Source organism: Enterobacter sp. JBIWA005 (assembly GCF_019968805.1).
Lineage (GTDB): Bacteria > Pseudomonadota > Gammaproteobacteria > Enterobacterales > Enterobacteriaceae > Enterobacter > Enterobacter vonholyi.
In genome coordinates this window covers 3,892,972-3,908,640 of the sequence record NZ_CP074159.1, presented here as the reverse complement: position 1 = coordinate 3,908,640, position 15,669 = coordinate 3,892,972, and the positions used below count along the sequence as shown (strand labels likewise).

Below are 15,669 nucleotides of genomic sequence, written 5' to 3'. Positions count from 1 at the left end.
GTGCTTAAAAGCCCTGTTCGAAATAGCTTTCGAGGATAATCACGGCAGAAGCGGAGTCCACGCTGCCTTTGTTGAGCGCCCGGAAGCCGCCGTGCTCAAACAGACCCGCACGCGCTTCGACGGTGCTAAGACGCTCGTCGTGAAGCTTAACGGAGACGCCAAAGCGGCCATGAATTTTATTGGCGAACTTTCGCGCCCGGGCGGTAAGCGGCTGTTCGGTACCGTCCATGTTCAGCGGCAGCCCAACAATCACGTCATCCGGCTGCCACTCCTTGAGCAGGCGCTGAATGAGATTCCAGTCCGGCGTACCGTCGTTGGCCTTCAGGGCAGTAAGCGGACGCGCGGTACCGGTGATGCGCTGCCCCACGGCGACGCCAATGCTTTTGGTGCCAAAATCGAAGGCCAGAAGTGTTCCGCTCATCAGGCGTGCCCCGCTACGCCAGGCATGGTCAGGATATCAATACCAATCAGCTTCGCCGCGTCACGCCAGCGATCGGCGATGGGGGTTTTAAACAGGATATTCATGTCCGCAGGCGCGGTAAGCCAGGCGTTATCGAGGATCTCCTGCTCAAGCTGGCCTTTCTCCCAGGACGAATAGCCCAACGCCACCAGCACTTCAGAAGGCTGCTCTGCGGTACCCAGCGTTTCGAGCACGTCACGCGAGGTGGTGATGACGGTGTTATCCGAAATTCGAATACTGGAAGAGAACACCGGCGGCGTATGCAGGATAAAACCGCGATCTTCTGCAAGAGGTCCGCCCAGCATCACAGGTTTATCAAGCCGTATTTCCGGCAGGCGCTCTTCAGCCGAGATTTTCAGCTTGTCCAGAATTCCTTCAACCTGAAGATTTTCCAGCGGTTTATTAATGATAATACCCATCGCGCCGTCTTCATTGTATTCACAAATATAAACCACGGCGCGGCGAAAAATCGGGTCCTGGAGAGCAGGCATGGCAATAAGAAAGTGATGCTGTAAATTCATTGTCAGAGGTACTGTTTCCTGGTTTAAAAAGCGACAGCGCCCAGTATGGGGACAAACACAGGCGCTGTCACTAATAGTATTGTTAGGTTATTTCTGTAAACGTTTTTCGATAGCGTCCATCAGCATTCCGGTGATCGAAATCGGGAATTCAGCCTCAATTTCACGAATGCAGGTCGGGCTGGTGACGTTCACTTCGGTCAGACGATCGCCGATGATATCCAGGCCAACGAAGATCAGGCCTTTGGCTTTCAGCGTCGGGCCAACGCGACGGGCAATTTCCCAGTCGCTTTCGGTCAACGGGCGTGGCTCACCTCGGCCACCGGCTGCCAGGTTACCACGGGTTTCGCCACCCTGCGGGATACGTGCCAGGCAGTAAGGAACCGGTTCGCCATCCACGACCAGAACACGTTTGTCGCCGTCTTTGATCGCCGGAATATAGTTCTGCGCCATGCAGTAACGCGTGCCCAGCTCTGTCAGGGTCTCGGCAATCACGCCAATGTTCGGGTCGCTCTCTTTCACGCGGAAAATCGACGCACCGCCCATGCCGTCCAGCGGCTTCATGATGATGTCGCCGTGCTTCTGCCAGAATTCCTTCAGCTGAGCTTTGCTGCGGGTCACCAGCGTTTCCGGCGTCAGGTCAGAGAACCAGGCGGTGTAGAGCTTCTCGTTACAGTCGCGCAGGCTCTGCGGCTTGTTGACGATCAGCGTTCCTTTCTCTTCTGCGCGTTCGAGAATATAGGTGCAGTAGATGTATTCAGTGTCGAATGGCGGATCTTTACGCATCAGGATGACGTTGAGATCGGCAAGCGCAATGTCCTGCTCGGTGCCGAATTCGTACCATTTGTCGTAGTTCTGCTCGACGTTAACGATGCGGGTGCGGGCGCGGGCTTCACCGTTGATCAGGTAAAGATCGTTCATCTCCATATAGTGGAGTTCATAGTCGCGACGCTGCGCTTCCAGCAGCATGGCGAAGCTGGAATCTTTCTTGATGTTAATGTTTGCGATGGGGTCCATCACGATGCCGAGCTTGATCATGTTCTTCTCCGTTAATGCTTCAACCCAGATCGCCAAACCGTACCTGTAGCGCGGTAATGGCCGTGAGTGCCGTTGTCTCAGTGCGCAGAACGCGAGGTCCCAACAGAATATCAGTAAACTGGTAACGTGCCGTCATCGCAATTTCGTCCGCCGACAGGCCGCCTTCGGGGCCAATCAGCAGACGAACGCGCTCAACGGGCAGCGGTAGCGTATTGATGCTGGCGCTGGCGCGCGGATGAAGATTGAGCTTCAGCCCACTGTCCTCTTCTGCACACCATTCCTCCAGATCCATCGCCGGGCGGATCTCCGGAATACGGTTCCGGCCACTCTGTTCGCAAGCCGCAATGGCAATTTTCTGCCACTGCTGGATCTTTTTGTTCAGACGTTCCGCGTCCAGTTTAACGCCACAGCGCTCAGAAAAAAGTGGCGTAATGAGGCTTACACCCAGTTCAATGGATTTCTGAATGGTGAACTCCATTTTCTCACCGCGCGACATGACCTGGCCCAGATGAATGTGCAGCGGTGATTCCCGGTCATCCACTTCAGCGCGCAGGACGTTCACGTGTACGCTTTTTTTATCTGCCCGCGTAATTTCGGCGTCGAACACCTGGTTCGAGCCGTCGAACAGCTGGATTGCCTGACCGGCGCCCATGCGCAGCACGCGGCCAACGTGGTTGGCGGCGTCATCAGACAGGGCGATTTCGCGGCCTGTGGTAATCAGTTCAGGGTGGTAAATGCGGGGAATGCGCATAGTCAGAAATTCCATGTGTCATGCGATATAAGCGAATTGCCGTAGTGTAGGTTAGCTCTTTTGCGCCTGGCAAGCCCGCTGGACGTAAGGGTTGTGATTCCCCTGGACTCTGGCGATACGGTCGTCGCGCTGGCATTCCCACTCCGTCACCGGATACTGCTTGTCCCAGGCGTTGAACAGCTGCGTCTGCTGGCGGGAGAGGTTGAGATCGTAACGGTCGCGCATATAGAAGTAGGTACGGGCAATGCTGCCGCGCGCGCGGGCAGGGGGCTCGGCGACTTTCTCTTTAAAATCAATCTTCATACCGCACTGGCCGTACTGGCCTTCGCCACCGTTCCACTGGCTGTACATGAAGTTACCCCGGTCGCCGTTCACTTCGCCCACCGCGGGCTGCAGGTTATGCATGTCGCTTTCCATCTGGCGGTAAACCGGGTCTTTGGCGCAGTTTTTACGTCCGCCATCCTGCCAGCACTGGCGCTGGTGGCCAAACTGCCAGGCCGGAACGACATGCTCCCATTCAATACGGCTGGCGCGGTTTTCGTTTTTACGCACCTTGTAGCCGCAGGACTCAAGGTCAACGACCCCTTTTTTACCCTGCCAGTTAATTTTACAGCCGCAGTAGAAATCGCCCGGCACATCGGCGTTCACCTTCACGCCTGCGGCCTTGGCCTGGGAAAAACTGTTGATACCGTCGGCCAGAGCATGGCCTGAGAGCGCCGTCGTCAGAAAGGCGACCGCGAGAGAAAAATTACGGGACATCTTACACTCCGTGTCAAAACGAGCCCGCAACGTAACGAATGTTGTTCCTGTATGCAATCAGTCAGATCAGGAAAGTTCCTGAAAGTTCAGATGATTATTCCGCAACCAGCGGCTCGCCGCATTTGACGCAGCGGTAGGTCGCCTCGCCGCGCACCACGCGATTATGGCGACGGACGGTAAGCTGGTGCTGCTGGCACTGACAGCGGTAGGGGAAGGTATTGCGGCGCACCGACTCCAGCTCGAACTGGTGGGTACGACGCGCCGGAACGCCGAGCACCGCCTCCATCATCCACTTCCACTCTTTTCCGTGGGGGGCGACGCGCCCGAAGTGCTTCCACACCAGCAGATGCGCCAGCTCGTGCGGTACCACTTCGTCGATAAACGCCTGCTGGTTTTCCATCATCAGCACCGGGTTAAGGCGGATCTCATACGACTCGAGCCAGGCGGTACCGGCGGCGGTGCCACGCTGCTGATAAACGATTTTGGGTTCAGGGTAGTTGCGACCGAGCTTCAGGTTCGCCTGGGCGAGCTTTTCCCGCAGGCTGCGCATAACGGCCTGCTGAATGGCGATGGGGAGACGGGGTGCTTTCATAGGGGCGCAGCATAAAGCGCGAAGCGGGGAGGTGCAAGAGGCACCTCCCGAGTGAGGATTAGTCGTGGGCGCCGATTTCGCGCAGAGGACGACCTTTCATCAGGTTACGTTCAATATGCTCCAGGGACACATGTTTGGTTTCTGGAACCAGCCAGATGGTCAGCACAATAAAGAAGATGTTCAGACCGGCGTAGACCCAGAAGGTGTTGGCGTTGCCCAGGGTATTGAGCATGGTCAGGAACGTTGCGCCGACGATCATGTTGGCAATCCAGTTGGTTGCGGTAGAGCAGGTGATGCCAAAATCACGTCCTTTCAGCGGCTGGATCTCAGAGCACAGCACCCAGATCAGCGGACCGGCGCTCATCGCAAACCCGACGATAAACATCAGCAGCATGCCTACCGCAAAGTACTGGGCGGTTGGGGAGTGAATGCCCACATGCATCATGGTACCGAGGACGCCCATACCGGCTGCCATCACCAGGAAGCCCAGCGTCAGGGTTGGCTTACGTCCCCAGCGGTCCACCAGACCAATTGCGATAAAGGTCGCCAGCACGTTGGTCAGACCCACGATGACGGTCCCCCACATCTGCTCGGTGGTGTTGGTGTAACCCGCCAGTTCAAAGATTTTTGGCGCATAGTACATGATGACGTTCATTCCGGTGAACTGCTGCATGACCTGCAGCAGTACGCCGAGGAAAACCGCGCGGCGGAAGTTGCTGTTCTCTTTAAATAGCGCCCAGCCGGACTGTTTAACCTTCAGGCTTTCGCGGATCTCTTCCAGCTCGTTTTTCGCTTCCGCACTGGTATCGCGCAGGCGCATCAGCACGCGTTCGGCATCGTGGAATCGACGTTTCGCAGCAAACCAGCGAGGGCTGTCCGGCAGGAAGAAGACGCCAATCAACAGCAGAACTGCAGGGATGATGATCACGCCGAGCATCCAGCGCCATGCGCCGCTGTAGCTAAACGCGGTATCGGAAAGGTATGCACCGAGGATACCAATGGTGATCATCAGCTGGTACATCGAAATCATACTGCCGCGGATTTTCTCCGGCGCAATTTCAGACAGATAGAGCGGGGCGGTGTAGGACGCCACGCCCACGGCCAGACCAAGCAGCACGCGGGAAACCAGCAGGACCTCAACGTTAGGCGCTGCGGCAGAGAAGAGTGAGCCGGCAACGAACAGGATCGCGCCGATCATCAGGCTCTTTTTACGTCCGAGCTTAAAGGAGAGCCAGCCGCTGCCGACGGCCCCGACGGCCGCGCCAAACATCATTGAGCTAACCACCCACTCCTGGGTGTGAGCGCTGATCTGGAACTCTTCTGTAATGAAAGGTAATGCACCGGCAATCACGCCGATATCCAGGCCAAAAAGTAATCCTGCCAGGGCGGCGAGGAAACAGACGAAGAATGTCATCGCCTTGTTGGACGTACGCCCCTGTTTTTTATTGTCAGGCATTATGCCCTCCAGTTGGGTTATCAGTTTTATTGATGTTAAGGGTAGGTGAGCGACCCACAAAAATATGTGAGATTAATCACATAGGTGTAATCGGTTACACAGCTTTGCAACCGTAAATAAAATTAAAGCTTTGAAAATATAGAGGTAAATGAGGTGATATGCATCGCGAAAGGACACATTTCAGACTTAACTGAAAGGGAATGTAACAGCAGAAGAAAGTCGATCGTGCAAAGAGAATATTCTGAAAGCGGGGGATGTCCGGTGCGGTGTAATCGGTTCCAAATATTGCCACCCAACAAAAAAAGGCCAGCCCGAAGGCTGGCCTTTTAAAAGCGATATCAGTCGATTACTTCAGACCGGCAGCTTCACGCAGCAGAGCGGCTTTGTCGGTTTTTTCCCATGGGAAATGTTCACGACCAAAGTGACCGTATGCAGCAGTTTCTTTGTAGATTGGGTGCAGCAGATCCAGCATCTGAATCAGGCCGTATGGACGCAGGTCGAAGAACTCGCGCACCAGCAGCGTCAGCTGTTCTGAAGGCACTTTCTCGGTACCAAAGGTTTCAACCATGATGGAGGTGGGTTCAGCCACGCCGATTGCGTAGGAGACCTGAATCTCACAGCGGTCAGCCAGGCCTGCAGCAACGATGTTTTTCGCCACATAACGTGCCGCGTACGCCGCAGAACGGTCAACTTTAGACGGATCTTTACCGGAGAACGCACCGCCACCGTGACGCGCCATGCCGCCGTAGGTATCAACGATGATTTTACGACCTGTCAGACCGCAGTCACCCATTGGGCCGCCGATAACAAAGCGTCCTGTTGGGTTGATGAAGAATTTGGTCGCAGAGCTCAGCCATTCGGTAGGCAGAACCGGCTTGATGATCTCTTCCATCACTGCTTCCTGCAGGGATTTCTGATCGATTTCTTCGGAGTGTTGAGTAGACAGAACCACCGCGTCAATCCCGACGATTTTGCCGTCGTCATACTGGAAGGTGACCTGGCTTTTCGCATCCGGGCGCAGCCACGGCAGGGTGCCGTTTTTACGTACTTCAGCCTGACGCTGCACCAGACGGTGTGCGTAGGTGACCGGTGCTGGCATCAGCACGTCGGTTTCGTTGGTTGCATAGCCGAACATCAGACCCTGGTCGCCCGCGCCCTGTTCCAGCGGATCGGCACGGTCAACGCCCTGGTTGATATCCGGAGACTGTTTGCCAATTGCGCTCAGTACCGCGCAGGAGTTGGCATCAAAACCCATATCAGAATGCACATAGCCGATCTCACGCACCGTGTTACGGGTGATCTCTTCGATATCAACCCATGCGCTGGTGGTGATCTCACCGCCAACCAGAACCATGCCGGTTTTGACATAGGTTTCGCACGCTACGCGCGCTTTAGGATCCTGCGCCAGGATCGCATCCAGCACCGCATCGGAGATTTGGTCAGCAATTTTATCAGGATGTCCTTCTGATACGGACTCGGACGTAAACAGGTGTTTTGCCATGTTTTATTTCACCTAAGAGGAATTTGGTTAGCTCAAGCTGCTGTGTGGAATAGCCAAAGGAGATAATTCTACCAAGGCCTGCAGGTTTTTGACACTGGCAGTATGAGTGTTAATCAGTATAGATGGATTAACATCTGGATGGCTATTTTAGGTCACTTCTTCGCCCGATTTCCAGTTTTTTTTGACTAACCTCTCACTCAGTTGAAATTGCTGCTGGCAATAATTCCTGACGGCTCCGGCAACACGCGCATTTTTGTTTTGCTTTTTAGCCCCCTTATCGGTATAAAACGCGGCGCGCGGCTCATATAAAATAAGCGCTCGATGAACTCATCGTGTCGCCACTTCCAGCCGGGTTAAGCAGTGAACTTTTAGCTTTGGCTTGGGGTCCGTTTCAGCAGAAGCGGCCGTGGAGGTGATACGAGATAATGAACCATCGTTTTCCGCTAATTCAGCGCAGCCGTTCTGGCGCGCATTTGATTCCCGCAACCCGCATTTTTAGTCTGCAAACCTGCCGATGTTATACCCATCTCGGCGCTTCTCAGGATTCCAGGGCCGGTCACGCTTTGTGAAAACTGAACAAGGGCGCTCTTGTTAATACAAGAGTTTTCTCGTGGTTTCGCCGAACCTTGTCATACAGAGTTCGGATACGTGTTTTACAATGATATGAATAAGAAACCGGTCGCACGGTCTGGATTTCAGCATACTCTGCTGGGAAACGGAGCCGTTTATGGGTTGTTATCGCCGTATAACGCTGCGATAGTAGTCAACTGTTTTACACTTAATACAAAAAGTTGAGGTTCGCTATGTCTGACGACATGTCTTCTTTTTCGCCTTCGTCAGCGGGCGAACAGGGTGTACTACGTTCTATGCAGGAGGTTGCGATGAGCTCCGAGGAAGCCAGCAAGATGCTGCGCACTTACAATATTGCCTGGTGGGGCAATAACTATTACGACGTCAACGAACTGGGCCACATCAGCGTCTGCCCGGATCCGGACGTCCCTGAAGCGCGCGTGGATCTCGCGAAGCTGGTTAAAGCCCGTGAAGCTCAGGGCCAGCGTTTGCCTGCACTGTTCTGCTTCCCGCAGATCCTGCAACATCGCCTGCGTTCGATTAACGCCGCGTTTAAGCGCGCGCGTGAATCCTACGGTTATAAAGGTGACTACTTCCTGGTTTACCCGATCAAGGTGAACCAGCACCGCCGCGTAATTGAATCTCTGATCCACTCCGGCGAGCCGCTGGGTCTGGAAGCGGGTTCCAAAGCGGAACTGATGGCAGTTCTGGCGCATGCGGGCATGACCCGTTCAGTGATCGTCTGTAACGGCTATAAAGACCGTGAATACATTCGTCTGGCGCTGATTGGTGAGAAGATGGGCCACAAGGTCTATCTGGTTATCGAAAAGATGACCGAAATCGCCATCGTGCTGGAAGAAGCCGAGCGTTTGAACGTGGTGCCACGCCTTGGCGTGCGTGCGCGTCTGGCGTCGCAGGGTTCCGGCAAATGGCAGTCCTCCGGCGGCGAAAAATCCAAGTTCGGCCTGGCGGCAAACCAGGTGCTGCAGCTGGTGGAAATCCTGCGCGAGCGCGGTCGTCTGGACAGCATTCAGCTGCTGCACTTCCACCTCGGCTCGCAGATGGCCAACATTCGCGATATTGCGACCGGCGTGCGTGAGTCAGCGCGTTTCTACGTTGAGCTGCATAAGCTTGGCGTAAATATTCAGTGCTTCGACGTGGGCGGCGGCCTGGGCGTGGACTACGAAGGGACCCGCTCGCAGTCTGACTGCTCCGTGAACTACGGCCTGAACGAATACGCGAATAACATCATCTGGGCGATCGGCGATGCCTGTGAAGAGAACGGCCTGCCGCACCCGACGGTGATTACCGAATCCGGTCGCGCGGTCACCGCGCACCATACGGTGCTGGTCTCGAACATCATCGGCGTTGAGCGCAGCGAAACCACCGAAGCGACGCCGCCGGCAGACGATGCGCCGCGTTCCCTGCAGAGCATGTGGGAAACCTGGCAGGAGATGCACGAGCCGGGCACGCGTCGTTCCCTGCGCGAATGGCTGCACGACAGCCAGATGGACCTGCACGACATCCACGTCGGCTACTCTTCAGGCACCTTTAGCCTGCAGGAGCGCGCGTGGGCCGAGCAGCTCTATCTGAACATGTGCCATGAAGTGCAGAAGCAGCTCGACCCGAGCAACCGCGCGCACCGTCCGATTATCGACGAGCTGCAGGAGCGTATGGCGGATAAGATTTACGTCAACTTCTCGCTGTTCCAGTCGATGCCGGATGCCTGGGGTATCGATCAGCTGTTCCCGGTTCTGCCGCTGGAAGGGCTGAACCACGCCCCGGAACGTCGCGCGGTGCTGCTGGACATTACCTGCGATTCCGACGGTGCTATCGACCACTACGTTGACGGCGACGGTATCGCAACGACAATGCCAATGCCGGAATACGACCCGGAGAACCCGCCGATGCTGGGCTTCTTTATGGTCGGCGCGTATCAGGAGATCCTCGGCAACATGCATAACCTGTTCGGTGATACCGAAGCGGTGGACGTGTTCGTGTTCCCTGACGGCAGCGTGGAAGTTGAGCTGTCCGATGAAGGGGACACCGTGGCGGACATGCTGGAATACGTTCAGCTGGATCCGAAAACCCTGCTGACACAGTTCCGCGATCAGGTGAAAAACACCGGTCTGGACGACGCGCTCCAGCAGCAGTTCCTGGAAGAGTTTGAAGCGGGTCTGTACGGATATACGTATCTGGAAGACGAGTAGTCGCTGATGCCCGGTGGCGCTGCGCTTACCGGGCCTACGAATGTAGGCCGGATAAGGCGAAGCCGCCATCCGGCAGAATGCTATACTCACTTGAACCCGTATGCATTACCGGCGATAATTCGCCCTAATAAGCGATTTACGAATCAATCCCTTCCTCGTCGGGTTTAACGACGCGGAGGGGATTTTTTTTCATCTGTTTTTAATGTATCGACTTTAAAAGAGGTCAGGACATGAGCACTTTAGGTCATCAGTACGATAACTCTCTGGTATCTAACGCGTTTGGTTTTTTACGCCTTCCGATGAACTTCCAGCCGTACGACAGCGACGCTGACTGGGTGATCACCGGCGTGCCGTTCGATATGGCGACATCTGGCCGCGCGGGTGGTCGTCACGGCCCGGCGGCGATCCGTCAGGTTTCCACTAACCTGGCCTGGGAGCACAACCGCTTCCCGTGGAACTTCGACATGCGCGAGCGCCTGAACGTGGTGGACTGCGGTGACCTGGTGTATGCCTTCGGCGACGCGCGTGAGATGAGCGAAAAGCTGCAGGCCCACGCCGAGAAGCTGCTGGCTGCCGGTAAGCGCATGCTCTCCTTCGGCGGCGACCACTTCGTGACCCTGCCGCTGCTGCGCGCCCACGCGAAGCACTTCGGTAAAATGGCGCTGGTACACTTTGATGCGCATACCGACACCTACGCGAACGGCTGTGAGTTTGACCACGGCACCATGTTCTTTACCGCGCCGAACGAAGGTCTGATCGACCCGAACCACTCCGTGCAGATCGGTATTCGCACCGAGTTCGACAAAGATAACGGCTTCACCGTGCTGGATGCGGGCCAGGTTAACGACCGCGGCGTGGATGACATCCTCGCTCAGGTGAAGCAGATTGTGGGTGATATGCCCGTGTATCTGACCTTCGACATCGACTGCCTGGATCCGGCTTTTGCACCGGGTACCGGTACGCCGGTTATCGGCGGCCTGACCTCAGACCGCGCCATCAAGCTGGTGCGCGGCCTGAAGGATCTGAACATTGTCGGGATGGACGTGGTGGAAGTGGCGCCTGCCTATGACCAGTCCGAGATCACTGCGCTGGCCGCAGCGACCCTGGCACTGGAAATGCTCTACATTCAGGCTGCTAAAAAAGGCGAATAAGCCTCGCCTGGCGTGAAAAAAAACCTCTCTATTGAGAGGTTTTTTATTGCCTTTAGAACACGTTAAACGGGTATTCCACGTAAGCGCGGATCTCGTCCCCGCCCACGTTGTACTCGCTGGCGTTGCTGGAGACGCGCAGCACGGAATAGCGCAGTTTCAGTTTCAGATCCTTCGCCGGGCCATCCTGCACCTGGTACTGGATCTGGTTAAACCACTCGTGCTCTTTGCCGTTGCTGGTTTCAGAGGTTTTGATGTTATCGCCACGCACGTAGGCGGTGGTCCAGCTCAGGCCCGGTAAGCCAAGGCCGCTAAAGTCCAGACCGTAGGAAGCCTGCCATGAACGTTCATCTTCGCCGTTAAAATCTGACCAGTAGGAGTTCGCTAGCCAGATGGTGTTACCGCCGTCACCCACGCCGCCCTTGTCACGATAGCCGCCGTAGTTGTAGCCGGTACTGCCGCTGCTCTGCTGGTACGCTACTTTGAACGTGTGAATATCCCAGATGTAGCTCGCCGCCAGGCTCCAGATAGCGTTGCTGCGGCCCGTATCGAGGCTGTCCGCGTAACCTTGGTCGAGACGGGAGTTATAGCCGTTGAAGTCGAGCACCAGCTGCTGTCCGGTGCTGAACGGCTGCTTGAAGTTCAGGCCCAGGTACTGCTTGTTCATCACCTCTTCATTATGAGAGGCGTAAAGCGCGCCGCTGAACTGGTCGTTAAACTGGTAGCTCGCGCCGCCGAAGGAGAGGCTCTTCAGCCCGCTGTCGTGGCGGTCATCGCTTTTGCGCTGCTCGTCGGTGAAGTAGCCGGCGTTAACTTCCAGGCCGTCGATCTCTTTCGAGGTCAGCATGGCGCCGGTGTAGCTTTCAAACAGCAGGCGAGAGCTGTCGGCATTGACGATAGGCAATTCAGGACGCTGATTCCCGTAGCTCAGTACGGTATTCGAGATGCGCATTTTGGCGGTTGCGCCAAACTTTGCCAGATCGGATTTTGCCCGGCCGTCGTCTTCCTGCTTAAAGAAGTCGATGCCGCCTGCGCCGCTCTTACCGCGACCGCCGTCCAGGCGCACGCCGTATTGAGCAATACCGTCCACACCAAAGCCCACCAGCCCTTCGGTATAGCCGGATGCAAACGTGGCGATGATCCCCTGACCCCATTCGGCTTTGTCCTGCTGGCCCTGATGGTAGTCGCGGCTGATATACGCATTGCGGAAAAACAGGTCCAGACGGCTGTCGTCAATAAAACCCTGGCTGTCGGATTGCTGGCTTGCAGCGGCAGGTAATGCGGCAAATAAGCTTAAAGCAACTAATGATAATTCTTTTTTCACGGAGGGAACGTCTCTGTCTGGATATATTAATTTGAATAACTGCGGAGGTGATAATTACCGGAAAAAGTGACCTTTGCAATAATTATGTGACCAGACATTTCAATGCCATAGGGCAGATTTGGCGGGGCTTTCAGGGGTGTTATCGATACGTGCTGTTAAGTTAACAATTCATGCGAAATAAAAAGGAGGCAAAACTGCCTCCTCCTGAAATTATTTAATTCCGTCTGCGGCCATACGGTCGCGAATATGCTGCGCGCGTTCTTCTGAGGCCGGGTGATCGTCAAACATTGAGCTTTGGCGCCCCGCTTCCAGCTTGGCCAGTTTTTCGAAGCTGGTGGCTAAGCCTGATGGATTAATGCCGCGTTTGCGCAACAGATCGTAGGAGTAGTCATCCGCCTCGGACTCCTGACGCTGTGAGAACTGAGAGTTAACCAGCTTTTCACCCACGTCGCCAAGCTGTGACTGTGACAGGCTGCCAACGATCCCGCCCGCAGAGGCCGCCGCTGCGCGGATGGCATTGGTGCCCAGGGCAACCTGCATCCCTTTCTTCACGTGGCCCAGGGCAACGTGGCCCATTTCATGGCCGATGACCGCTTCCACTTCATTGTCGGTCATCATGTCCATCAGTCCGCTGTAGACGCGGATACAGCCGTTCGCCATCGCGAAGGCGTTGACGTCTTTCGCCATGTACACCTTGTAGTTCACCGGCTGGCCGTTGATGTTATCGCCCAGCGCGGAAGCAATCTTATTCAGACGCTGCGTGTAGGTACTGTTGGCCGGCGCAAGCGTGGCTTTTCCGTCCATATCTTTACAGGCCTGGTCGCTCAGCGCTTTCACCTGCGCATCGCTCAGGGAATAGGCCTGAAAGGCCTCTGCCCCTGACGTCATCAGACCGTTAGAATCCATATTCTGACAGCCGCTCAGCAGGAGCGTTGTACCCAGGGCCAGCACTATTGCACGCATTTTCATGAGGTTGCTTCCGTACTCGTTAATCTGAATTAAATCCGAAAAGGTCACCGTTAGCGAAGCCGGTGTCGGGCTAAGTATAAGGAATATCTACAGGGCCGGGCGAGTAGATTGCGCAACATGCGAGCATGATCCAGAGATTTCTTAAGCTGCAAAAGAATGGTCCATGTACATGGCATGCCGCTTGGGTTACATTGTTGGCACTTTTTTCCGGCGTAGCCCAAAACGCGCTGTCGTCAAGGGCATGGCCTTTAACAGTCCGATCTGGAGTTAAAATGTCCTCACGTAAAGAGCTTGCTAATGCTATTCGTGCGCTGAGCATGGACGCAGTTCAGAAAGCCAAATCCGGCCACCCAGGGGCCCCTATGGGTATGGCTGATATCGCCGAAGTCCTGTGGCGTGATTTCCTGAACCACAACCCGCAGAACCCGTCATGGGCTGACCGCGACCGCTTCGTGCTGTCCAACGGCCACGGCTCTATGCTGATCTATAGCCTGCTGCACCTCACCGGCTACGATCTGCCAATTGAAGAGCTGAAAAACTTCCGTCAGCTGCATTCCAAAACTCCAGGTCACCCGGAAGTGGGCTACACCGCTGGCGTAGAAACCACCACCGGCCCGCTGGGTCAGGGTATTGCTAACGCCGTGGGTATGGCGATTGCAGAGAAGACCCTGGCGGCGCAGTTCAACCGTCCTGGTCACGACATCGTTGACCACTTCACCTACGCGTTCATGGGTGACGGCTGCATGATGGAAGGCATTTCTCACGAAGTGTGCTCCCTGGCAGGTACCCTGAAGCTGGGTAAACTGGTTGCGTTCTATGACGACAACGGTATCTCCATCGACGGTCATGTTGAAGGCTGGTTCACCGACGACACCGCAGCACGTTTCGAAGCCTACGGCTGGCACGTTGTGCGTGGCGTTGATGGTCACGATGCTGACTCGATTAAACGTGCAGTGGAAGAAGCGCGCGCTGTGACGGACAAACCGTCCCTGCTGATGTGCAAAACCATCATCGGCTTCGGTTCACCGAACAAAGCGGGTACGCACGACTCCCACGGCGCGCCGCTGGGCGATGCAGAAATCGCACTGACCCGCGAAGCGCTGGGCTGGAAACACCCTGCATTCGAAATCCCATCAGAGATTTACGCTCAGTGGGATGCAAAAGAAGTAGGCCAGGCGAAAGAAGCGGCCTGGAACGAGAAGTTCGCTGCTTACGCGAAAGCCTTCCCACAGGAAGCGGCTGAATTCACCCGTCGTATGAAAGGTGACATGCCGTCTGACTTCGACGCGAAAGCGAACGAGTTTATCGCTAAGCTGCAGGCGAACCCGTCTAAAATCGCGAGCCGTAAAGCGTCTCAGAATGCGATTGAAGCGTTCGGCCCATGGCTGCCAGAATTCCTGGGTGGCTCCGCTGACCTGGCGCCATCTAACCTGACTCTGTGGTCTGGTTCTAAGCCAATCAACGAAGATACTGCCGGTAACTACATCCATTACGGTGTACGTGAATTCGGTATGACCGCGATTGCCAACGGTATCTCCCTGCACGGCGGTTTCCTGCCGTACACCTCTACCTTCCTGATGTTTGTTGAATATGCCCGTAACGCCGTGCGTATGGCGGCGCTGATGAAACAGCGTCAGGTAATGGTCTACACCCACGACTCCATCGGTCTTGGCGAAGACGGCCCAACTCACCAGCCGGTAGAGCAGGTGGCTTCCCTGCGCGTGACCCCGAACATGAGCACATGGCGTCCATGTGACCAGGTTGAATCCGCGGTGGCGTGGAAATACGGCGTTGAGCGTAAGGACGGTCCAACCGCGCTGATCCTCTCCCGTCAGAACCTGGCGCAGCAGGAGCGTACCCCTGAGCAGCTGGCGAACATCGCTCGCGGTGGTTACGTGCTGAAAGATTGCGCGGGCCAGCCTGAGCTGATCTTCATCGCTACCGGTTCTGAAGTTGAGCTGGCTGTTGCCGCATGGGAAAAACTGACTGCCGAAGGCGTGAAGGCGCGCGTGGTCTCCATGCCGTCTACCGATGCGTTCGACAAGCAGGATGCCGCTTACCGTGAATCCGTTCTGCCTAAAGCGGTTTCCGCACGTGTGGCAGTGGAAGCGGGTATCGCTGACTACTGGTTCAAATACGTGGGCCTGAACGGTGCCATCGTCGGTATGACCACCTTCGGTGAGTCTGCTCCGGCAGAGCAGCTGTTCGAAGAGTTCGGCTTCACCGTTGAGAACGTTGTCGCGAAAGCGAAAGAACTGCTGTAATCGCCGTTTTGCCCGGTGGCGCTACGCTTACCGGGTCTACAAATGGCTCGAAAGTAGGCCGGGTAAGCGCTAGCGCGCCACCCGGCTTTTTTTGCGTCATTATTCCACC

Annotated in this window: 14 protein-coding genes and 1 pseudogene; 5 read left to right on the top strand and 10 right to left on the bottom strand. The window is 55.7% G+C overall.

What is annotated here, in order from left to right:
- Positions 1–4: 4 nt before the first annotated feature.
- The 8 genes from ruvX to metK form a co-directional block, all read right to left on the bottom strand.
- Positions 5–421 carry a Holliday junction resolvase RuvX gene (gene ruvX / locus KGP22_RS18470; RefSeq protein ID WP_149367657.1) on the bottom strand — a complete coding sequence of 139 codons (417 nt, stop codon included), beginning with the start codon at positions 419–421 and terminating at the stop codon, positions 5–7.
- Positions 421–981: a YqgE/AlgH family protein gene (locus KGP22_RS18465; protein ID WP_020883695.1), complete on the bottom strand. Its 561-nt coding sequence runs from the start codon at positions 979–981 to the stop codon at positions 421–423. Before KGP22_RS18465 ends, ruvX begins: the two co-directional genes overlap by 1 nt.
- Positions 982–1,068: 87 nt before the next feature.
- Positions 1,069–2,016 (bottom strand): glutathione synthase, encoded by a 948-nt coding sequence (gene gshB / locus KGP22_RS18460; RefSeq protein WP_149367658.1) that lies wholly within the window; start codon positions 2,014–2,016, stop codon positions 1,069–1,071.
- A 19-nt stretch (positions 2,017–2,035) separates the two neighbouring features.
- Positions 2,036–2,767 (bottom strand): 16S rRNA (uracil(1498)-N(3))-methyltransferase, encoded by a 732-nt coding sequence (rsmE, locus tag KGP22_RS18455; protein ID WP_149367659.1) that lies wholly within the window; start codon positions 2,765–2,767, stop codon positions 2,036–2,038.
- Between the two features lie 51 nt (positions 2,768–2,818).
- Entirely contained in the window at positions 2,819–3,526 is a 708-nt protein-coding gene (gene endA, locus KGP22_RS18450) for a deoxyribonuclease I (RefSeq protein WP_115876242.1), read from the bottom strand.
- Positions 3,527–3,620: 94 nt separating this feature from the next.
- Positions 3,621–4,118, bottom strand: coding sequence for a SprT family zinc-dependent metalloprotease (locus tag KGP22_RS18445; protein WP_025757721.1), 498 nt, complete (start codon positions 4,116–4,118; stop codon positions 3,621–3,623).
- 58 nt (positions 4,119–4,176) lie between these two features.
- Complete coding sequence (gene galP, locus KGP22_RS18440) at positions 4,177–5,574, bottom strand: galactose/proton symporter (protein WP_111963220.1); 1,398 nt, start codon at positions 5,572–5,574, stop codon at positions 4,177–4,179.
- A 346-nt stretch (positions 5,575–5,920) separates the two neighbouring features.
- Entirely contained in the window at positions 5,921–7,075 is a 1,155-nt protein-coding gene (gene metK, locus KGP22_RS18435) for a methionine adenosyltransferase (RefSeq protein WP_014885184.1), read from the bottom strand.
- 479 nt (positions 7,076–7,554) lie between these two features.
- Here metK and KGP22_RS24240 point away from each other — a divergent pair.
- From KGP22_RS24240 to speB, 4 genes and pseudogenes are all read left to right on the top strand, one after another.
- Positions 7,555–7,644: pseudogene (locus KGP22_RS24240) on the top strand (hypothetical protein); the annotation flags it as partial.
- A 94-nt stretch (positions 7,645–7,738) separates the two neighbouring features.
- Complete coding sequence (yqgB, locus tag KGP22_RS18425) at positions 7,739–7,870, top strand: acid stress response protein YqgB (protein WP_127312443.1); 132 nt, start codon at positions 7,739–7,741, stop codon at positions 7,868–7,870.
- An 8-nt stretch (positions 7,871–7,878) separates the two neighbouring features.
- Positions 7,879–9,855, top strand: coding sequence for a biosynthetic arginine decarboxylase (gene speA, locus KGP22_RS18420; protein ID WP_008499744.1), 1,977 nt, complete (start codon positions 7,879–7,881; stop codon positions 9,853–9,855).
- A 230-nt stretch (positions 9,856–10,085) separates the two neighbouring features.
- Complete coding sequence (speB, locus tag KGP22_RS18415; RefSeq protein WP_008499737.1) at positions 10,086–11,006, top strand: agmatinase; 921 nt, start codon at positions 10,086–10,088, stop codon at positions 11,004–11,006.
- 52 nt (positions 11,007–11,058) lie between these two features.
- Here speB and KGP22_RS18410 read toward each other — a convergent pair whose 3' ends face one another.
- Positions 11,059–12,327, bottom strand: coding sequence for an OprD family outer membrane porin (locus KGP22_RS18410; protein ID WP_223580467.1), 1,269 nt, complete (start codon positions 12,325–12,327; stop codon positions 11,059–11,061).
- 210 nt (positions 12,328–12,537) lie between these two features.
- Entirely contained in the window at positions 12,538–13,296 is a 759-nt protein-coding gene (locus KGP22_RS18405; protein ID WP_021242066.1) for a M48 family metallopeptidase, read from the bottom strand.
- A 272-nt stretch (positions 13,297–13,568) separates the two neighbouring features.
- Here KGP22_RS18405 and tkt point away from each other — a divergent pair, with 272 nt between their 5' ends.
- Positions 13,569–15,560, top strand: coding sequence for a transketolase (gene tkt, locus KGP22_RS18400; protein WP_111963218.1), 1,992 nt, complete (start codon positions 13,569–13,571; stop codon positions 15,558–15,560).
- Positions 15,561–15,669 lie beyond the last annotated feature (109 nt).